A 20147-nucleotide genomic window follows, 5' to 3' on the forward strand; every position below is an offset into this window, starting at 1 on the left:
AGGGTGATGCGACAGGCCCTCAGGCCACTTCCATGCCCATGAGCGCTTCCTTGCGCGCCATCAGTTCTTCGCGCATGGCCACCAGGTCGAGCTCACGTGCCGCCCTCGCCTTGGGGAATATCTCGTTGCGCTCTTCCTTGACGTGGTGGTCGATGTACTCACCGAGCACCTTGACCTTGGCGTCAAACATCTCGTCGGCCTGCTCCATGGACTCGATCTGCGCGATGAGGTCCTTGGCGCTGGCGTGCTCCACCTCCGCCTCGGCCAGCAAGTCGGTGTCCTTGAGCGCCGCGCGCAAGGCGGGATAGAAGATTTCTTCCTCGATGGTGGCGTGCACGGTCAGTTCATGGCAGATCTGGTGCGCGAGATCGAGCTTCTTCTGCTCCACGCCGCGTGCCGTGGAGCCTGCCAACTCCTCATAGGCCTTGAACATCTTCTTGACCGCCCTGTGGTCGGTGTCGAGCAAGGTGCATGCGTCTGCTTCTGGGCGAGTGGTTGCCATGGGAATCTCCTGAATCGGTGTGTGGGGGTGGGGGACGTGTGATTGCGGCGACCACGACTGGACCGACCGCATGTCTCAATGGCAAGGCGTGTGCCTGACTGCCCGCCCAGTGGATTCAGAGCTCGAAGGCGCGCTCTGCCGGTCGGGCTTCCCCTTTGCAGCAAATTTTTCCCGTCGATCCGGCGCGCGGCGGGTTTTTACAATCGCTGGCCCCTCCGGTGGCCGAGAGGCGTCATGCCAGAATCACCCAGCCACACTCGATGTAACCCCATGAAACTGCCCCACAAGCTCACCAGCATCGCGTTCGCCGCCTACATGGCCGGGATCATTGCCTTTGTGATGAGTGCGGTGCTGACGGCCATCAACACGGGCGTGGCCGCGGGGTTCCTCTCACGGGTGCTCCATGCCTACGCGGTGGCATTCCCGGTCGCCTTCACCTGCGTGGTGATCTTCAGACCCCTCGTCGTCTTTCTGGTGAAGAAGACGGTGCAGGCGCCACCCGCGAGATGAACGACGACGCTCGCTCGCGGACAGTACCCCCGACAGGAATCAACGTAAGCCATTGATGAACAAGGAAACATCCGTGCATCCGCACGACGCGGGAGATCTGTCCGGGCACACGCCCATGATGCAGCAGTACTTCGGCCTCAAGGCCGCTCACCCGAACACGCTGCTGTTCTACCGCATGGGGGACTTCTACGAGCTGTTCTTTGCCGATGCCGAGAAGGCCGCCCGCCTGCTCGACATCACCCTCACCCAGCGCGGCCAGTCCGCTGGCCAGCCGGTGGTGATGGCCGGGGTGCCTTTCCACTCGGTCGACACCTATCTGGCGCGCCTGATCAAGCTGGGTGAGTCGGTGGCCATCTGCGAGCAGGTGGGCGACGTGGCCACCACCAAGGGGCCGGTGGAGCGCAAGGTGGTGCGCGTGGTCACGCCCGGCACCTTGACCGACAGCGAGCTGCTGTCCGACAAGTCCGAGGCCCTGCTGATGGCCGTGCACCCCGGCGCGCGCACCGGTTGTGGCCTGGCCTGGATGTCGGTCACGCAGGGCATTGTGTTCCTGGCCCAATGCGACAGCGACGAACTCGCCGACTGGGTGGCGCGCGTCAACCCCGGTGAACTGCTCTACAGCGCCGACACGTCCACCGCATTCGAGAAGACCGTGCAGGCCCTGGCCAGCCAGACCAACGGGCAGCGCCTGGTGGCGGTGCTGCGCCCGGCCTGGGCGTTTGACGCCGGTCTGGGCCAGCGCAAGCTGCTGGAGCAGTTGCAGGCCGCGAGCCTGGCCGCCTGGGACGCGCAGGACCTGATGGATGCCCACGCCGCCGCCTCGGCGCTGCTCAACTACGCCGAGCACACGCAGGGCCGCGCGCTCAGCCACGTGAAGAGCCTGCAGGTGGCGCGCAGCGATGAACTGATCACCCTGCCGCTGAACACCCGCCGCAACCTCGAACTCACCCAGACCCTGCGCGGCGAGACCAGCCCCACGCTGTTCTCGCTGCTCGATGTGTGCTGCACCGGCATGGGCAGCCGCGCGCTGCGCAGCTGGCTGCTGGAGCCCCGGCGCGACCGTGCGCAGGCCCGCGCGCGACTGGCCGCCATCGGCACCCTGCGCGGCGGCCTGTGGCAGGGCCTGCGCCAGTCGCTCAAAGGCGCCAGCGACGTGGAGCGCATCACCGCTCGCACCGCCCTGCGTCAGGTGAAGCCGCGCGAGCTGGTGGGTCTGGGCCAGACGCTGGAGCGCGCGCAGCAACTGGCCCTTCAGCTCGGGCCGCAAGAGGCCGGCGGCCTGCTGCACGGCATCGCTCAGCACCTCACACCCCCCGAGGGCTGCGCCGGACTGCTGCGCGCCGCCCTGCTCGCCGAGCCGGCCGCCCTGATCCGCGACGGCGGCGTGATCGCCGATGGCTTCGATGCCGACCTGGACGAGCTGCGCGCGATCCAGAACAACTGCGACGGCTTCCTGATCGAGCTGGAGCAGCGCGAGCGCGCCCGCACCGGCATTGCCAACCTGCGCGTGCAGTTCAACAAGGTGCACGGCTTCTACATCGAGGTCACGCAGGGGCAGGCGGCCAAGGTGCCCGACGACTACCGTCGCCGCCAGACGCTGAAGAACGCCGAGCGGTTCATCACGCCCGAGCTCAAGGCGTTTGAAGACAAGGCGCTCTCCGCACAAGACCGGGCGCTGGCGCGCGAGAAATGGCTGTACGAGCACCTGCTCGACGAGCTGCAGGCCTGGATCGCCCCGCTCACGCAGCTGGCGCGCGCCATGGCCGCGCTGGATGCGCTGTGCGCCCTGGCCGAACGCTCGCTCACGCTGAACTGGTGCGCGCCGCAGTTCGTGCCCGAGCCCTGCATCGACATTCGCGGCGGGCGCCACCCGGTGGTGGAAGCGCGGTTGAACGAGACCAGCGGTGGCAGCTTCATCGCCAACGACACGGTGCTCGGCCCCAAGCAGCGCATGCAGGTGATCACCGGCCCCAACATGGGCGGCAAGAGCACCTACATGCGCCAGGTCGCGGTGATCGTGCTGCTGGCCAGCATGGGCAGCTTTGTGCCTGCGGCATCAACCCGGCTCGGCCCGATCGACGCCATCCACACCCGCATCGGCGCGGCCGACGACCTGGCCAACGCGCAGTCCACCTTCATGGTGGAGATGACCGAAGCGGCGCAGATCCTGCACGCCGCCACACCCGAAAGCCTCGTGCTGATGGACGAGATCGGCCGCGGCACCTCGACCTTCGATGGCCTGGCGCTGGCCGGCGGCATCGCCACCCACCTGCACGACAAGTCGCGCGCCTTCACGCTGTTCGCCACCCACTATTTCGAGCTCACCGAGTTCCCGGCCAGTCACCATGCCGCGGTCAATGTGCACGTGAGCGCGGTGGAAGCCGGTGGCAAGGGCGGCGGCATCGTGTTCCTGCACCAGATCGAACCGGGTCCGGCCAGCCGCAGCTACGGCATCCAGGTGGCGCGGCTGGCCGGCGTGCCCGCCGGCGTGGTGCAGCACGCACGCCACGCACTGGCCGCGCTGGAGGCCCAGAGCGAGGAAAGCCGCAGCCAGGTCGACCTGTTCGCACCGCCACCTGCGACACTGGAGGCCGACGCCCACCCGCTGCAGACCGCGCTCGAGCGCATCGACCCCGACACTCTGAGCCCGCGCGAAGCGCTGGAACACCTCTACACACTGAAAAAACTCATTTCTTCATCATGACTTACTGCGTCGCCGTCAAGCTCAACGCCGGCATGGTCTTCCTGTCCGACTCGCGCACCAACGCGGGCCTGGACCAGATCAGCACCTTCCGGAAAATGATCGTCTACGAAAAGCCGGGCGACCGCTTCATGTGCCTGCTCTCGGCCGGCAACCTGAGCGTCTCGCAATCGGTGCGCGAGATCCTGCAGGTCGAACAACTGGAGGACGTGGACGGCGGCGATCCGATCACCATCTGGAACGCCAGGAGCATGTTTGACGCCGCGCGCGTGCTGGGCGCGGCCGTGCGCCATGTGTACGAGCGCGACGGCGAGTCGCTGCAGCGCGCGGGCGTCGAATTCAACGTGTCCATGATCTTCGGCGGCCAGATCCAGGGCGAAGGCATGCGCCTGTTCCAGATCTATTCGGCCGGCAACTTCATCGAAGCAACGTCCGAGACGCCGTTCTTCCAGGTCGGTGAATCCAAGTACGGCAAACCCGTGCTCGACCGCGTGATCGCCCCCGAAACGCCGCTGGACGAAGCGGCCAAGTGCGTGCTGGTGTCGATGGATTCCACGCTCAAGTCCAACCTGTCGGTGGGCCTGCCGCTGGACCTGGCGGTGTACGAAGTGAACCAGTTGCAGTCCGACAAGATCACCTGCATCGACAACGACAACCCCTATTTCCGCATGCTGCACAACACCTGGGGGCAGAAGCTGCGCGAGGTGTTCGACAGCATCGAACACCCGACCTGGGACGACGCACACACCGAAGTCCCCCTGCTGTGCAGCAGCCCACGCAGCCAGCCACTCAAAAAGATCACCAATGCGCGGGAAAAGCTGATCTGAGCATGTCGCTGATCGTCTTCTCCCACGCCAACAGCTTCCCCGCCAGCACCTACCGCGTCCTCTTCAAGTCCCTGCGCGCCCGGGGCCATGCGGTGCGCGCGGTGGAGAAGTTCGGGCACGACCCGCAGTACCCCGTCACGAGCAACTGGCCGCACCTGGTGCAGCAGCTCGCCGACTTCGCCGCGCCCGAGATCGAGGCGCACGGCAGCGGCGCCTGGCTGGTGGGGCATTCCCTGGGTGGTTTCCTGAGCCTGATGTGCGCCGCGCGCCACCCGCAGCTGGGCGGCCATGCGGTGCGCGGCGTGCTGCTGATCGACTCGCCCTTGCTCGGCGGCTGGCGCGCCCGCACGCTGGAGTTGATCAAGCGCACCCAGCTGGTGGGATCGGTGTCGCCCGGCAAGGTCAGCCGCCGCCGGCGCCACACCTGGCCCGACGCCGACGCGGCACTGGCGCATTTCGCCAGCAAGAAGGCCTTTGCTGCCTGGGAGCCGCAGGTGCTGCAGGACTACATCGCGCACGGCACGCACACAGAGGCCGATGCCCAGGGCGCGCAGCACCGCACGCTGGACTTCACCCGCGAAGTGGAAACCGCGATCTACAACACCCTGCCCCACAACCTGGACCGGCTGCTGCGCCGCCACCCACTGGCCTGCCCGGTGGGCTTCATCGGCGGGACACGCTCGCTGGAGATGCAACAGGTCGGCATGGCCATGACCCACCGGCTGGTGGGCCGCGACCACCCCGAGCGCATGGCCATGATCGAAGGCAGCCACCTGTTCCCGATGGAGCGCCCGCTGGACACCGCCGCCGCCATCGATCAGGTGCTGGCCGCGCTGTCGGCTCCCACACGCCGCTGACGCCTCCCGGGGGCAGAATCCAGGCATCCCGGGCATCGACTCCGGTATAACGGCGGGGCACACAACTCTCCAACAAAGCAACGTTGCAACCGTGCCCCGGACACCCCACTCACCTGTGAGCTCGCTGCTGCGGCGGATCTGGTGGCGGTACGTCAATTGGCGACCCGAACAACACAGCATGGCCACACGCCTGGTGGTGGCCTTTCTGATCACCGCTCTTGCGGCCTGGATCCGCGTGGCGCTGGCCCCGGCCGAATCGGGCGGGCGCTTCATCACCCTGTCCCTGGCCGCGGCGTTGTCCGCCTTGTACGGCGGCTTTCGGGTCGGCATGTTCAGCACCGTCGTGGGCATGCTGTTCGTCAACTACCTGCTGGTCACGCCGTATTTCAGTCTGGCGTTCGACGACCCGGTGGAAGCCTTCTGGCTCAACCTGTGGCACCTGATCACACAACTGGTCGTGGTGAGTGCCATTGCTTTCATGCAACAGCAAAACCAGCGCCTGCGGCAGGCCACCACCGAGATCCAGCGCGGGGCCAAACAGCTGGAAGACACCTTCGAACACAGCTCCACCGGCATGGCGCACAGCCACATCGACGGGCGCTGGATCCGCGTCAACCAGACCTATTGCGACCTCATCGGCTACACCAAGGCGGAACTCCAGTCGCTGAGCTACCGGGACTTCACCCACCCCGACGACCTGCAGCTTGACCAGGACCTGTTGGCGCGCACGCTCAAAGGCGAGCTCGCCAGCTACAACATCGAGAAGCGCTACATCCACAAGCTGGGCCACCCGGTCTGGGTGCACCTCACGCTGTCGCTGGTGCGCAAGCCTGATGGGCAACCCGACTACCTGATTGCGGTGGTGCAGGACATCACGGCATCCAAGGCCACCGAACTGGCCTTGCGCACCAGCGAACAACTGCTGCGCCAGGCGAACCAGATCGCGGGGCTGGCCAGCTGGCAGGCCGACGTGGCCACCCGCCGGTTCAGCACCTTGTCCGGATCGCACGAGGTGCTCGACTTGCCGTTTGCCGAGTTTGTGGACGATGAACTGCTGGCCCTCACGCACCCCGACGACCAAGCCATGGTCTTGAAGCAATGGGCACTGGCGGTCAAAGGCCTGGCGGACTACGACATCGAGTACCGCCTGATCATCCGCGGAGAACACCGGTGGTTCTCGGTGCGGGCCGAGTTCGATCGCGATGTCCAAGGCCGCGCGGTGCGCGCCCTGGGGGTCACCCAGGACATCACCGAGCGCAAACACCATGACATGCAGATCCAGCAGTTCAACGCCTCGCTGGAGCAACGCATCGAAGAGCGCACGCGCGCGCTGAAGGCGGCCTACGACGAACTGGAGAGCTACTCCTACGCGGTGGCGCACGACTTGCGCTCCCCGCTGCGCATCATCAACGGCTTCGCCCAGGCGCTGCGCGAAGACAACCCGACGTGGGCCGGCGAGAGCCTGTCCCACCTGGAACGCATCATGGGCGCGAGCAAGAAGATGGGCGAACTCATCGACGGCTTGCTCACGCTCTCGCAGTTCTCGCGCGGCGATCTGCAGCGCAAGCCGGTCAACCTGAGCGCCATCGCCACCCGCTTGCTGGAGGAGTTTGCAAGCACCGATCCGCATCGCCAGGTGCGCTGGGAGGTGGCACCCGGTCTCAACGCCATGGCCGACCCGCCTCTGGTGGAGGCGCTCATGCAGAACCTGCTGCACAACGCCTGGAAGTACACCGCGCAGACGACCGAGGCCGTGATCCGGGTGTATGCGCAGGTGGAAAAGGGTCAGACGCGGTTTTGCGTGAGCGACAACGGCGCCGGTTTCGACATGGCCCGGGCCAGCAAGCTGTTCCAGCCGTTCCAGCGCCTGCACATGCCGCACGAATTCTCGGGCCTGGGCATCGGGCTGGCCACGTCGTTGCGCATCGTGCAGCGCCATGGTGGAGGCCTAGCCGCCACCGGGGAGCCGGGCAAGGGCGCCACCTTCTGTTTCAGTCTCTACGCGCCGCTGGCCGTGTAATCAGCAGGCTCGCGCTTCAAGCCACCCAGTCGACCCAGCCCATGGCCGCGGTCAGCAAGATGAGCGCACCAAAGGCAATGCGGTACCAGGCAAACGCCGCGAAGGTGTGGCTGGCCACGAAGCGCAGCAACCAGCGCACACACACCCAGGCCGAGAGCCATGAGAAGAACAGCCCGACCGCGAACAGCGGGATGTCGGCGGTGCTCAGCAGGTCCCGGCTCTTGTAGAGGTCGTAGGCCGCAGCGCCGAAGAGCATGGGGATGGCGAGGAAGAAGCTGAACTCGGTGGCCGCCTTGCGGCTGAAACCGAGCAGCATGGCGCCGATGATGGTCGCGCCCGAGCGGCTCACGCCGGGCACCAGCGCCGTGCACTGCACCAGCCCCACCTTGAGCGCGTCACTCCAGCGCACCTGGTCGACCTCTTCGATGTGCACGCGGCTTCCACGCTGCTGCAGCCATTCGGCCCACAGGATCACGATGCCGCCGACGATGAAGCCCAAGGCCACCACCACCGGTTGAAACAACACGCCCTTGATGAAGTCGATGAAAAGAAAGCCCGCCAGCGCCGCCGGGAAGAATCCGATCAGCACGTTGGCCGTGAAGCGCTGCGCCACCGCTTCGCGCGGCAGGCCCACCAGGGTGTCCCAGAGCTTGCCGGCGTACAGCGAAACGATGGCCATGATCGCGCCGGTCTGGATCACCACTTCAAAGAGCTTGATCTTCTCGCCCGGCATGTTCAGCAGCGAGGCTGCCAGGATGAGGTGGCCGGTGGAGGACACCGGGATGAACTCGGTGAGGCCTTCCACCACGCCCATGATGGCGGCCTTGATCAACAACACAAAATCCATGGGAAAGGGTTCTCAGGTGGTGCGCGGGCCCACCGAGGGCCCAACGAGCAGGCCGGTATCGTACCTGCTGGCCGAACCTGCGCCGGGCGCGCTCACTCGTGGCGCAGGGCCTCGATCGGCAGCAGTTCCGAGGCGCGCTTGGCCGGGTAAAAACCGAAGAACACGCCGACCAGGGCCGAAAAGCCCGCTGCCAGCACGATCGAGTCGAGTGTCATGCTCACCTGCCAGCCCGCGAACTGACCCACCGCCCAGGTGGCGATGGCCCCCAGCAGCACGCCGATGGCGCCGCCGATCAGGCTCAGCGTGACGGCCTCGATCAGGAATTGCGTGAGGATGTCGCGCCCGCGTGCGCCCACCGCCATGCGCAGGCCGATCTCGCGGGTGCGCTCGGTCACGCTCACCAGCATGATGTTCATGATGCCGATACCGCCCACGATCAGGCTCACACCGGCCACGGCCGACAGCAGCAGCGTCATGATCTGGCTCGACGCTTCCTGCGCCTGCAGGATCTCGGTGAGGTTGCGCACGGTGAAGGGGTCGTCGGCTCCGGGCTGCACGCGCTTGCGCTGGCGCAGCAGTTCCTTGATGCTGTCTTCGGCCACCTTCATGCTCTGGCCCTCGATCACCTTCACGTTGATCGAGCCCACGCGCTTGAGGCGGCCACCACCGCCGCCCTGGATGCGGTTGCGGTAGGTGGAAATGGGCACGATCACGGTGTCGTCCTGGTCCTGGCCCATCGAGTTCTGGCCCTTGCGCGCGAGCAGGCCCACCACCGTGACCGGCACGTTCTTGATGCGCATGGTCTGGTCCACCGGATCGAGGTCACCGAACAGCTCGCGCGCCACGGTCTGCCCGATGATGGCCACCTTGGCCGAACCCTGGATTTCAGACGCTTCGAACAGGCGCCCGCTGGCCAGCGGCCAGTCGCGCGCCTCCAGGTAGTCATTGGTGGTGCCATACACCGAACTGGCCCAGTTGGTGTTGCCCGCCACCAGCTGCCCGCTGGTGCGCGACGTGGGAGCGGCCACCTGCACCTCGGGCACTTCCAGGGCGATCGCCAGCGCGTCCTCTTCGGTCAGGCCCTGACTGGCCTGTGCACCCAGGCGCACACCGCCGGAGGTCACGCTGCCGGGAATCACCAGCATGATGTTGGAGCCCAGGCCCTTCATCTGCTCCTGCACCCGCTCGGTGGCGCCGGCGCCCACGGCGATCATGGTGATCACCGCGGCCACGCCGATGATGATGCCCAGCATGGTGAGCATGGAGCGCAGTGCATTCGATGCCAGGGCGCGCCAGGCGCTGCGCAGCGCGGCCATGAAATTCATGGCGCGGCCTCCGGGACCAGATGGCGCACCGGCGCCTGCCGCACGTCTTCAATGATCAGGCCGTCGCGAAACACCAGCCGGCGCTTGGCCCAGGCCGCGATGTCGGCCTCGTGCGTGACCAGCACCACCGTGATGCCCTGCTCGTTGAGCTCGGTGAGCAGCCGCATGATGTCTTCGCTGGTGTGGGTGTCCAGCGCGCCGGTGGGCTCGTCGGCCAGGATCAGCTGCGGCTGGTTGACCAGCGCGCGCGCAATCGCCACGCGCTGCTGTTGTCCGCCCGAGAGCTCGGCCGGCGTGTGGCCGCTGCGCTCACCCAGGCCCACGCGCCGCAGCGCGGCCAGCGCGCGCTTCTGGCGCTCGGCCGAGGGCACGCCGGCGTACACCATGGGCAGCTCCACGTTTTCGCGGGCGCTGGTGCGCGGCAGCAGGTTGAACTGCTGGAACACGAAGCCGATGCGCCGGTTGCGCACGCTGGCGAGATCGTCGGGAGCCAGCGATTCGACCGGCTCCCCCGCCAGGCTGTAGTGACCACTGGTGGGGCGGTCCAGGCAGCCGAGTATGTTCATCAGGGTCGACTTGCCCGAGCCCGACGCGCCCATGATGGCCACGAACTCGCCCACCTCGATGGTGAGCGACACACCATCCAGCGCGTGCACCGTCTGGTCGCCCATGGCGTAGGTCTTGACCAGCTCGCGCGCCTCGATGAGGGGTTGAGTCGTCATGGTCAGAACCCCAGGCGCGGGCCGGCCTGGCGGGTCGGGGCGGCCGAGGCAGCCGGGCCACCGATCACCCCGGTCACCACGGTCGCGCCTTCAACCAGTTCTGCCGCGTTCGGCGAATCAGGGCGCACCAGCAGTTCGGTGGCCGTGCCGTCGCTCACACCCAGACGCACGTCAAAGGCCTGGGGCTGACCGTTGGCGTCAAGCAGGTAGATGCGGCCGCGCTGCGATGCACCTCGACCGGCCCCAGCCGACCGGCTCTGCGCGGCCATGCGTGGCGTGCGACTGGCCGCGCCGTTCGCGGCACCGTTCGCAGCGCCGTTGATCGCCCGGGGCGCAGCCGCGCTGGCGGGCGCATCGGCCGGGCCTGCGGGCACCGCCGCGGGCTCCACGCCGGCCATGCGCACGCGCAGCGCGGCGTTCGGCACCTTCAGCACCGACTCGCGCGAATCCGTGACCACGCGCACGTTGGCCGTCATGCCCGGCAGCAGGCGCCCGGACGTGTTGGCAAAGCCCACCACCGCCACGTAGGTCACCACGTTGGACACGTTGGTCGCGGCCTTGCGCACCTGGCGCACCTGGCCTTCGAACGTCTGACCCGGGAAAGCGTCCACCGTGAAGCTGGCTGTCTGGCCCGGCTGGATGCGGCCCACGTCGGCCTCATCGACGCTGGCATCCACCTGCATGTCGGAGAGGTTCTGCGCGATCACGAACAGCTCGGGCGCCTGCAGGCTGGCGGCCACGGTCTGGCCCTTTTCCACGGTGCGCTTGATCACGATGCCGTCCACCGGCGAGGTGATGCGGGTGCGCGAAAGGTCGATGCGCGCCTGCGCCAGCGCCGCTTCGCGCTGTGCCACGTTGGCCTGCGCGCTCTTGATCTGCGCCTCGCTCACACCCACCAGCGCCTGCATCGCCTTGAGCGATTCCTGTGCCGAGGTGAGCACGGCGCGGGTGCGGTCGGCCTCGCTCTGGGCAATGAAGCCCTGCGCCACCAGGCTGAGGTTGCGCTCATGGGTGCGCTGCGCCTCGGCCAGGTCGGACTGGGCGCGCGACACGTTGGCCCGGCTCGACGCCGCATTGGCCACCGCGATCGCCACCGCCGCGCGCGCCGCGTTCACATCGGCCTGGGCCGAACTCACGCGGTATTCGAAGGTCTGGGCGTCGATCTCGGCGATCAGCTGGCCGGCCTTGACCTCGGTGTTGAAGTCCACATGGACCGCGCGCACCTGGCCCGACACCTGGGTGCCCACCGACACCTGGGTGACCGGGTTGACCGTGCCGCTGGCGGAAACGCTGGCCTGCAGCGCCCCACGCTCGATCAGCGCAGTTCGGTACTGCACAGCCGACTGCGCGTTGCGCTGGATCCACCACCAGGCGCCGCCAGCCACCAGGGCCAGCACCACCACGCCCGAAATCCACGTCGTTTTTTTCATCGCCCCATTGTAGGAACGGGGCCTCGTTTCTTCACCACCACCGGGTATCGCCCGGGTTTCCCTTGCGTAAAGACGGGGGGGGGGCGCGCGCTGCATTTCGCTCCCCGAAACCCGCATTTCGCGCCACCCAGGCCCTGATCCGTCTCAAGCCGCTGGGCCTGGGGGTGGGCCACCGGCAGAGTCCGGTCCACCCCACCACCGGAGAGAGCCATGCAACTCACCCCCCTCATCGCCATTCACATGACCGCCGCCCTCGCCGCCGTGGTGATCGGCCCGGTCGCGCTCTGGGCACGCCGCGGCCACGCCCATCAAGTTGCGGGCAGCCAGCGCCCCCGCCTGCACCGCGCTGCGGGCTACGCCTGGGTCACGCTGATGCTGATCACCGCGATCTCGGCCATCTTCATCAGCGACCCGGTCTTGCCCAACGTCGCCGGTTTCTCGGCCATCCACCTGCTGATTCCGGTGGTGCTGGGCATGCTGTTTCTCGCGTTCCGCTTCCTGCTGCGCGGCAACATCCGCGGCCACCGCAAGACCATGGTCTGGCTCTACCTCGGTGGCTGCATCGGGGCCGGCGTCTTCACCCTGGCACCTGACCGCATCCTGGGCCAGCTCGTGTGGGGCGATGGGCTCGGCATGACCACCACGCACCACGCCGTGCAGCGCACCGCGCCACCGGTGTCCGAACGCCTCGCCCAACAAGGCCAGACCCGATGAGCCCGGAGACCCACATGAAACAACGCTTCACGATCACCCTGCTCGCCGGCCTGCTGGCAACCCTGATGGGTGCCACCGCCCACGCCGGCACCGGCCTGACCGAACTGCCGGGCCAGGGCAGCGATGGCCCCGTGACCGTGTACTACCCGACCGATGCCGAGGACGTGCCCGTCTCGCGCGGTCCGTTTCGCCTGCGGCTCGCGCCCGGCAGCGCACCCGCGCGCGGCAACGGCCGGCTGGTCGTCATCTCGCACGGTTCGGGTGGTGCGCCCTGGGTCCATGCCGACCTGGCTCGTGCTCTGGTGCAGGCCGGCTTCGTGGTGGCCATGCCCGAGCACCACGGCGACAACTACAAGAACAACCGCAACCCCGGCCCGGACAGCTGGAAGCTGCGGCCGGCCGAGGTCTCGCGCGCCATCGATGCCGTCGCGCGCGACCCGCGCTTCGCCCCCCTGCTGGCGCTGGACAAGGTCGGCATGTACGGCATGTCGGCCGGCGGCCACACGGCGCTCAGCCTGGCGGGCGGTCGCTGGTCGCCGGCCCGCTTCAAGGCCCACTGCGAGGCCCACATCGCCGAGGACTTCCCGGCCTGCGTGGGCCTGTTCACGCGACTCACCGGCGGCGTGCTCGACGGCGTGAAGAAAGCGGCGGCGGTGAGCGTGATCGGCCAGCGTTTTGATGACGCGACCTGGTACACCCACCACGATCCCCGCGTGGCGGCGGTGGTGGCCGGCGTGCCCGCATCGGCCGACTTCGACGCGGCCTCGCTCGCCACGCCACGCGTCCCGCTCGGCCTGGTCACGGCAGGGCGTGACCAGTGGCTGACCCCGCGCTTTCACAGCGACCGCATCGCGCAGGCCTGCACACCGTGCGAGCGCATCGCCCACCTGCCGGACGCCGGCCACGGCGCGCTGCTGTCGCCGCCGGTCCCACCCGAGGTGATGGGCGCCCTGGAGGCCGATCTGCTGGCCGATCCGCCGGGCTTCGACCGCGCCGTGCTGCCCGAGATCGACCGCAAGATCGCCGCCTTCTTCCGCACCCACCTCACCCCCGCCCCATGAACACCCGCTCACCTAGAATGAAATCGACCACCATGAACACCCCCCTGTCTTCGCAAGAAATCGACAAACTCGCGCGTCGGCGCGCGGGCGCCAAACTCGGCTGGTACATGCACGCCGCGGTCTTCGTGCTGGTCAACCTGGTGCTGCTGGGCCTGTCGGCCAGGGGCTTCGGCACGCGCCCCTGGTCCATGTATCCGCTGCTGGGCTGGGGCCTGGGTCTGACGCTGCACGGGCTGGCCGTCTTTCTCCTCGGCGCGGGCGGCGGCCTGCGCGAGCACCTGGTGCAGCAGGAACGCGAGCGCCTCCAGCGCCAACAAGGCCGGCCTTGAGAACCGCACCGACCATCAACTGGCTCGCCAAGCTGCGGCACTTCCTGCAAGTGATGGCCTTCGCCTTGATGGTCGCCACGCTGCAGTACGCCTTCATGCCCGAGCGCCCCTACGGGCCGCCCCTGGTGTACTCGCTGCTCATCGCCACCCTCACCTGGGCCGTCATCGACCTCGGACGCGATCTGTTTCCCTCGGCCGCCGAAACCGGCTGGCCCAAGGGTCATGCGGGCCTGGCGCTGGTGCTGGGGGGCATCGTTTTCGGCTACCTCGGGGGCACCACGATCGCCGACGCGGTGTGCCGGTACTTCCAGTGGTACCCACCCGGCACCGGCCAGACCACGGGCGAGCTGCGCAGCTCCATCCTGATCACCGCGCTGGCCGGGATCGTGGGCTCGTTCTACTTCTACGCCGTCAACAAGGGCGCCTACCTCCAGCGCAAGATGGCCGAGGCGCGCCGACAGGCCAGCGAAGCGCGCCTGAAGCTGCTCGAATCGCAGCTCGAACCGCACATGCTGTTCAACACCCTGGCCAACCTGCGCGCGCTGATAGCCACCGACCCCGCGCGCGCCACCGCCATGCTCGACCGCCTCAACGACTACCTGCGCGCCACCCTCACCGCTTCGCGCACCGACGCACTGTCGGGCCGCCACACGCTGGCCGACGAATTCGCCCGCCTGCGCGACTACCTGGAACTGATGGCCGTGCGCATGGGCCCGCGCCTGCGCTACACGCTGGAGTTGCCCGAAGCGCTGAGCGCGCAGCCGGTGCCGCCGCTGTTGCTGCAACCGCTGGTGGAGAACTGCATCCGCCATGGGCTCGAGCCCAGCCTGCAGGGCGGCGAAATCCGCGTGGTCGCGCGCCAGAACGCCACCGGGCTGGAGCTGGAGGTGAGCGACACCGGCGTGGGCTGCGGGCCCGAGCCCGAGGCGGGCTTTGGCCTGTCCCAGGTGCGCGAACGCATCGGCACCGCCTATGCCGGCCAGGCCCGCATGGACTGGCACAGCCAGCCTGATGGCGGCACGCGCGCCGTGCTCACCCTGCCTTTGCAAACCGCATGAACGCCACCGCCCTCATCGCCGAAGACGAACCGCTGCTGGCCCAAGCGCTGCAAGCCGAACTGGCGCGCGCCTGGCCCGGGCTGGCGGTGGTGAAGGTGGTGGGCGACGGGGAGACCGCCGTGGTGCAGGCGCTGGCCCTGCGGCCCGACGTGATGTTTCTCGACATCCGCATGCCCGGGCAAAGCGGGCTGGACGCCGCCGCCGAGCTGGCCGAGGAATGGCCCGACAACCAGGCGTTTCCCGCCCTGGTCTTCGTCACCGCCTACGACGCCTATGCGGTGCAGGCCTTCGAAGCGCAGGCGGTCGACTACCTCCTCAAACCCGTGCAGCCCGAGCGGCTTCGCCTCACCGTGCAGCGGGTGCAGGCCTTGCTGGCGCAGCGGCGGCCCGCCACCGGCCCGCTGGACGCCACGCTGGAGCAACTGCGCAGCCTCATGGGCCTGCCGGGCGCACAGGCACCGGTGGCGCGCCTGCAGGTGATCCCGGCCAGCGTGGGGCAGAGCATCCGCATGGTGCAGCTCACCGAGGTGCTGGCGTTCGAGGCGGCCGACAAATACGTGCGCGTGCTGCTGGCGCAGGGCGAGGTGCTCATCCGCACGCCGCTGAAAGAACTGATGCCCCAGCTGGACCCTGCCCTCTTCTGGCAGATCCACCGGGGCACCGTGGTGCGGGCCGACGCCATCGAGAGCGTCACCCGCAACGAAGCCGGGCGCCTGGGCCTGCGGCTGCGCGCCCGGCCGGAGGCTTTCGGCGTGAGCCGGCTTTACGCGGACCGGTTTCGAGCGATGTGAGCCGCTCAGCGGTGACCGCGACGGTCGTGGCCGCGATGGCCATGACCGCGGTGGCCGTGGCCATGGCGGCGGTCATCCCAACGCGGGCCGTGGCCCCAGCCGGCGCGGTAGTAGGGGCGCGGCGCCACGTAGATGGGCTGCGGATACACCACCACCGGGTGCGGGTGCACCACGATCGGGCGGCGGTAGATCGGGCGGCGTTCCTCGTAGATCGGGTAACGCTCTTCATAGACCGGGTAGCGGTTGACGTACACCGGCGGGTAGTTGGACACACCCACGGCCACGCCCGGCGAATGCACGCCGATCGACCAGGAAATGTTGTTGTCGCGCGCCTGCGCTGGCGTGGCGACGGTGGACATCGCCCAGGCGCTGGCGGCCAGGGCGACCAGCGAGAGGCCTCGGGCCAACGCCGAGGTGCGGGCCCAGTGGGCTTTGAGAGACGAGGTTTTCATGGCTGGCTCCTGAATTCGCGTGGGGCTGATCTCAGGGTCTTGCTCACCCTGTGGCTGCATTACAGACAATCATCCACTTCGCTGTACCGCATGCCCCGTCAAAGTCGTAGCCAGACGTAACCCCCATGAACACCCCAACCATCCCCACCGCCGCCCTCGATGTGCTCGATTTCTGGTTCGGCGACGGCCTGCAACTCGACTGGCCCTCGCAAGACCGCAACGAACGCTGGTTTGGCGGCGGCCCGGCGCAGGACGACGCCATCCGCCAGCGCTTTGGTGCACTGGTGGACACCGCGCTGGACGGCGGCCTCACCGAGTGGGAGGCCGAGCCCCACGCGCGCCTGGCGCTCATCGTGCTGCTCGACCAGCTCTCGCGCAACGTGCACCGCGGCCAGCGCCGCGCCTTCGATGGGGATGCCCGAGCCCAGCGCCTGAGCCGCCGCTCGCTCGCCGAGGGCATGGACACCACGCTCACGCCAGCGGGTTGCGTGTTTCTCTACATGCCGCTCATGCACGCTGAAAACCTGGAACTGCAAGAGGAGTGTGTGGCGCGCTTCCAGCGGCTGGTGGACACCAGCCCGGAGCCGCTGCGCGAGACGCTCGCCAACAACCTGCGCTTTGCCGTGGTGCACCGCGACATCGTGGCGAAATATGGGCGTTTCCCCTACCGCAACGCCGTGCTCGGGCGCACCGGCACGCCGGAGGAAGACGAGTTCCTGAAAGACGGTCCGCGCTTCGGCCAGTAGTGGCCGGGAGTTGTATTGGCCCAGCGCGGAACGGTCAGCCCGCTGTCAGTGGCTTCAACGCCGCGGGCAGCCAGCCGGCCAGCCGCGCGTGGATCTGTGCCTCGCGCCGCTGCCACCAGATGCCCAGCGCCACCACGCCCAAGCCCAGCAGCGTGAGTGCAAACGGGAACAGCAGGCTGTCTTCAAACACGCGGTACGACAGATAGCCCAGGTAGCTCGCCACGCCAATGGCACCGAGCACCGTGAACACGCGCCGCCCGATGGCCGCGCCCAGGAACACCAGGCCCACGTTGATGAGCGCGTAGATGAACTTGTTGACCTCCGACTCGCTGTCTCGCAGGCTCAGGCCACACCAGAACATGATGGCGCCGAAGAGGTAGAGCCAGAACGCGAAGTCTTGCCGGTTCAGCGGGTGCGTGGAAGCGCGCGTGCGCAGATCGACCCACACCGCGATGGCGCAGGTGGCCAGGCCGAACACAAGCGACACGTCGCGCGTGAACGCCCAGTCGAAGCCTTCCTTTTGCATGAGCATGTGCGCCACGTCCATGCTGAGGTACCAGATGGTCACCGCCACCGGCATCACCATGAACGGCAAGCGGAAGCGCCGCAGCATGACCACGGCCGCTGCCAGCGTGGCCAGCTCCAGCGTGAGCCAGCGCCAGTCGATGTAGCGGTGGTAATCGCGGTAGCTGTCATGGCTGCCCTCGGGCCAGAAACCCAGGCCGCTCTGCAGCGCCCACACCGCCAACGGCACCAGGCACACCGCCAGCGTGGCCAGCACACCGGCTGGCGTGCGCAGGCGCTGCACCATGAGGTTGCGCGCCACCAGCAGCGCGCCCGCCATGTAGCCCATGGCCAATGCAAACACACCCCAGGCGCCAAACAGCTCCCAGCCCAGCGTCATGAACAGCGTCATGGCGCCGATGGCCAACATGCCGCCGAAGTAATACAGCGTGTTGGTGAACGAGAAGCTCGGCCCCGGCGCCACGCGCGGCATGGGCGCCATGGGCACGCCCGAGGGCAAGGGCTGTGCGGCCGGCGGCGCCAGCTCGGCCGCGGTCACGCGCTGGTCGCTCCCCGGTGACGCCCACGAAGCCCAGAGGGCATGCGCCTCGCTCGGCACGATGGCGCCGCGCTCCACGGCCGCTTCAATGTCGGCCCAGCCCAGGCGCACGCGCACCGAGGGCAAAAACACGTCTTCGGCTTGGGTGATCTCCCAGGTGCTGGGCTCGTCTGTGGGGATGGTTTCAGGGTTTTCGTTGTGCATGCGTTGTGTACCCATGGGGGTTTCCTCGACTCCGCAGCAACGATAACGGAAAGCCGCGTGCGCAAGCTGTGCGCTGCGACCATTCAGCCCGTGCCACAGACCGCTTGCACCGAGGAGAAACGCACCGCGCCCCTAGAATGCCTTGATGAGCTCCAACACCCCCCCCAGCAAGCCATCCAGCCCCGCCGCAAACGCCCCCGCAGAGGGCGAACACAAGGTCAGCAACTTCCTGCGACAGATCATCGAAAACGATCTGGACAAAGGCACCTACCAAAGCCGCCGCTGGGCCGGCACCCCGGGCGACGCCGCGCACCACGCCGCCGGCCAGCCCGACCCCGCCAAGATCCGCACCCGCTTCCCGCCCGAGCCCAACGGCTACCTGCACATTGGCCACGCCAAGAGCATCTGCCTCAACTTCGGCCTGGCGCGCGACTACGGCGGCGTGTGCCACATGCGCTTTGACGACACCAACCCCGAGAAAGAAGACACCGAGTACGTCAACAGCATCCTCGATGCCGTGCAGTGGCTCGGCTACAACTGGGAAGCCAACGGCCAAAGCCACCTCTTCCAGGCCAGCGACTACTTTGATTTCATGTACCGCGCCGCCGAATACCTGGTGGAAGCCGGCCACGCGTATGTGGACGAGCAGACCGGGGAACAGATGCGCGCCGCGCGCGGCGACTTCGGCAAACCCGGCATCGACAGCCCGTTCAGAAGCCGCACCCCCGCCGAGAACCTGGCGCGGTTCAGAGAAATGCGCGACGGCCAGCACGAAGACGGCAGCATGGTGCTGCGCGCCAAGATCGACATGGCCTCGCCCAACATCAACCTGCGCGACCCCGCCATCTACCGCATCCGCCGCGCCACGCACCACCACACCGGCGACCAGTGGTGCATCTACCCCATGTACACGTTCGCGCACCCCATTGAGGACGCGCTGGAGCAGATCACCCACAGCCTGTGCACGCTGGAATTTGAAGACCAGCGCCCGTTCTACGACTGGCTGCTGGAGCGCCTGACCGAAGGCGGCCTGCTGCAAAGCCCGCCGCCAAGGCAGTACGAATTTGCGCGGCTCAACCTCACCTATGTGATCACCAGCAAACGCAAGCTCGCGCAGCTGGTGTACGACCACAAGGTGAGCGGCTGGGACGACCCGCGCATGCCAACCATCGTCGGCCTGCGCCGGCGCGGCTACACGCCCGAGAGCATCCAGATGTTTGCCGACCGCATCGGCGTGACCAAGAGCGACAGCTGGATCGACTACAGCACGTTGGAGGGCTGCCTGCGCGAAGACCTGGAAAACAAGGCCCACCGCGGCATGGCCGTGCTCGACCCCGTCAAGTTGGTGCTCACCAACTGGGCCGAGGCCTTTGGCAGCGACGACTACACCGAAGACTGCACCCAGCCCGCCCTGCCCCACCACGCCGTGCCCGAGGGCCAGACCCCGCCGCCCGAGCGCGTGTTCAAGATCGGCAACCAGGTGTGGATCGAACGCGAAGACTTTGAAGAAGTGCCGCCCAAGGGCTACAAGCGCCTGTTCCCAGGCAACGTGGTGCGCCTCAAAGGCGGCTACGTGATCGAGTGCACCGGCTGCGAAAAAGACGCGAGCGGCACCGTGACCGCCGTGCACGCCAAGGTGATCCCCGGCACCAAGAGCGGCACCCCCGGCGCCGACAGCGTGAAAGCCAAAGCCGCCATCACCTGGGTGAGCGTGGCCGACGGCGTGCCTGCCGAAGTGCGCCTGTACGACCGCCTGTTCAGCGACCCCCAGCCAGACGCTGGCGGCAAGGACTTCATCGAAGCGTTGAACCCGGACAGCTTGAAGGTGGTGACGGCTTATGTGGAGCCTTCACTGGCTGCGGCGAAACCGGATGAGAAATTCCAGTTTGAGAGGTTTGGGTACTTTGTGGCGGATCGGGTGGATCATGCGGCGGGGAAGCCGGTTTTCAATCGGGTAACGGGATTGAAGGATAGCTGGGGGAAATAAG

19 protein-coding genes are annotated in these 20147 nt (G+C 67.6%); 12 read left to right on the forward strand and 7 right to left on the reverse strand.

Annotated elements, in window-relative coordinates; translation table 11 throughout:
* Positions 1-19: 19 nt before the first annotated feature.
* The gene (locus V6M63_RS03085) at positions 20-502 is read right to left on the reverse strand and encodes a hemerythrin domain-containing protein (protein ID WP_332739358.1); all 483 of its coding nucleotides are present in this window, start codon (positions 500-502) and stop codon (positions 20-22) included.
* A 270-nt stretch (positions 503-772) separates the two neighbouring features.
* Between V6M63_RS03085 and V6M63_RS03090 the strand changes: the two genes are divergently transcribed.
* The 5 genes from V6M63_RS03090 (at position 773) to V6M63_RS03110 (ending at position 7417) form a co-directional block, all read left to right on the forward strand.
* Complete coding sequence (locus V6M63_RS03090) at positions 773-1012, forward strand: DUF2798 domain-containing protein (RefSeq protein WP_332739360.1); 240 nt, start codon at positions 773-775, stop codon at positions 1010-1012.
* 55 nt (positions 1013-1067) lie between these two features.
* Positions 1068-3716, forward strand: a complete 2649-nt coding sequence (gene mutS / locus V6M63_RS03095; RefSeq protein ID WP_332739361.1) for a DNA mismatch repair protein MutS — start codon at positions 1068-1070, stop codon at positions 3714-3716.
* Positions 3713-4540 (forward strand): proteasome-type protease, encoded by an 828-nt coding sequence (locus V6M63_RS03100; protein WP_332739362.1) that lies wholly within the window; start codon positions 3713-3715, stop codon positions 4538-4540. Before mutS ends, V6M63_RS03100 begins: the two co-directional genes overlap by 4 nt.
* Before the next feature lie 2 nt (positions 4541-4542).
* Positions 4543-5397: an alpha/beta hydrolase gene (locus V6M63_RS03105; RefSeq protein WP_332739364.1), complete on the forward strand. Its 855-nt coding sequence runs from the start codon at positions 4543-4545 to the stop codon at positions 5395-5397.
* A gap of 178 nt (positions 5398-5575) precedes the next feature.
* On the forward strand, positions 5576-7417 hold the full coding sequence (locus V6M63_RS03110) for a PAS domain S-box protein (protein WP_332739366.1): 1842 nt from the start codon (positions 5576-5578) through the stop codon (positions 7415-7417).
* Positions 7418-7433: 16 nt separating this feature from the next.
* On the opposite strand, the gene V6M63_RS03115 is transcribed toward V6M63_RS03110, so the two are convergent.
* The 4 genes from V6M63_RS03115 to V6M63_RS03130 form a co-directional block, all read right to left on the reverse strand.
* Positions 7434-8264 (reverse strand): undecaprenyl-diphosphate phosphatase, encoded by an 831-nt coding sequence (locus V6M63_RS03115; RefSeq protein ID WP_332739368.1) that lies wholly within the window; start codon positions 8262-8264, stop codon positions 7434-7436.
* Between the two features lie 92 nt (positions 8265-8356).
* Complete coding sequence (locus V6M63_RS03120; RefSeq protein WP_332739369.1) at positions 8357-9589, reverse strand: ABC transporter permease; 1233 nt, start codon at positions 9587-9589, stop codon at positions 8357-8359.
* Positions 9586-10311 carry an ABC transporter ATP-binding protein gene (locus V6M63_RS03125; RefSeq protein ID WP_332739371.1) on the reverse strand — a complete coding sequence of 242 codons (726 nt, stop codon included), beginning with the start codon at positions 10309-10311 and terminating at the stop codon, positions 9586-9588. Before V6M63_RS03125 ends, V6M63_RS03120 begins: the two co-directional genes overlap by 4 nt.
* A 2-nt stretch (positions 10312-10313) precedes the next feature.
* Positions 10314-11741 (reverse strand): efflux RND transporter periplasmic adaptor subunit, encoded by a 1428-nt coding sequence (locus V6M63_RS03130; protein WP_332739373.1) that lies wholly within the window; start codon positions 11739-11741, stop codon positions 10314-10316.
* 210 nt (positions 11742-11951) lie between these two features.
* Here V6M63_RS03130 and V6M63_RS03135 point away from each other — a divergent pair, with 210 nt between their 5' ends.
* Genes V6M63_RS03135 through V6M63_RS03155 form a run of 5 tightly spaced genes read left to right on the forward strand, consistent with a single transcriptional unit; the run spans position 11952 to position 15694 of the window.
* On the forward strand, positions 11952-12455 hold the full coding sequence (locus tag V6M63_RS03135; protein ID WP_332739375.1) for a DUF2306 domain-containing protein: 504 nt from the start codon (positions 11952-11954) through the stop codon (positions 12453-12455).
* Positions 12456-12469: 14 nt separating this feature from the next.
* Positions 12470-13516: an alpha/beta hydrolase family protein gene (locus tag V6M63_RS03140; RefSeq protein ID WP_332739376.1), complete on the forward strand. Its 1047-nt coding sequence runs from the start codon at positions 12470-12472 to the stop codon at positions 13514-13516.
* Positions 13517-13548: 32 nt separating this feature from the next.
* Positions 13549-13845, forward strand: coding sequence for a 2TM domain-containing protein (locus tag V6M63_RS03145; protein WP_332739378.1), 297 nt, complete (start codon positions 13549-13551; stop codon positions 13843-13845).
* A gap of 53 nt (positions 13846-13898) precedes the next feature.
* Positions 13899-14903, forward strand: a complete 1005-nt coding sequence (locus V6M63_RS03150; protein ID WP_332740117.1) for a sensor histidine kinase — start codon at positions 13899-13901, stop codon at positions 14901-14903.
* Positions 14900-15694: a LytR/AlgR family response regulator transcription factor gene (locus V6M63_RS03155; RefSeq protein ID WP_332739380.1), complete on the forward strand. Its 795-nt coding sequence runs from the start codon at positions 14900-14902 to the stop codon at positions 15692-15694. The genes V6M63_RS03150 and V6M63_RS03155 overlap by 4 nt, the downstream gene beginning before the upstream one ends.
* Before the next feature lie 5 nt (positions 15695-15699).
* On the opposite strand, the gene V6M63_RS03160 is transcribed toward V6M63_RS03155, so the two are convergent.
* Positions 15700-16146, reverse strand: a complete 447-nt coding sequence (locus tag V6M63_RS03160; protein WP_332739382.1) for a hypothetical protein — start codon at positions 16144-16146, stop codon at positions 15700-15702.
* A gap of 125 nt (positions 16147-16271) precedes the next feature.
* Between V6M63_RS03160 and V6M63_RS03165 the strand changes: the two genes are divergently transcribed.
* Positions 16272-16892, forward strand: coding sequence for a DUF924 family protein (locus V6M63_RS03165; RefSeq protein ID WP_332739384.1), 621 nt, complete (start codon positions 16272-16274; stop codon positions 16890-16892).
* 34 nt (positions 16893-16926) lie between these two features.
* Here V6M63_RS03165 and V6M63_RS03170 read toward each other — a convergent pair whose 3' ends face one another.
* On the reverse strand, positions 16927-18174 hold the full coding sequence (locus tag V6M63_RS03170; protein WP_332739386.1) for a DUF2157 domain-containing protein: 1248 nt from the start codon (positions 18172-18174) through the stop codon (positions 16927-16929).
* A gap of 130 nt (positions 18175-18304) precedes the next feature.
* On the opposite strand from V6M63_RS03170, the gene V6M63_RS03175 reads away from it, so the two are divergent.
* Positions 18305-20146 (forward strand): glutamine--tRNA ligase/YqeY domain fusion protein, encoded by a 1842-nt coding sequence (locus V6M63_RS03175; RefSeq protein ID WP_332739388.1) that lies wholly within the window; start codon positions 18305-18307, stop codon positions 20144-20146.
* Position 20147: the final 1 nt, after the last annotated feature.

Origin of the sequence: Hydrogenophaga sp., assembly GCF_036675665.1 — a bacterium.
GTDB lineage: Bacteria > Pseudomonadota > Gammaproteobacteria > Burkholderiales > Burkholderiaceae_C > Hydrogenophaga.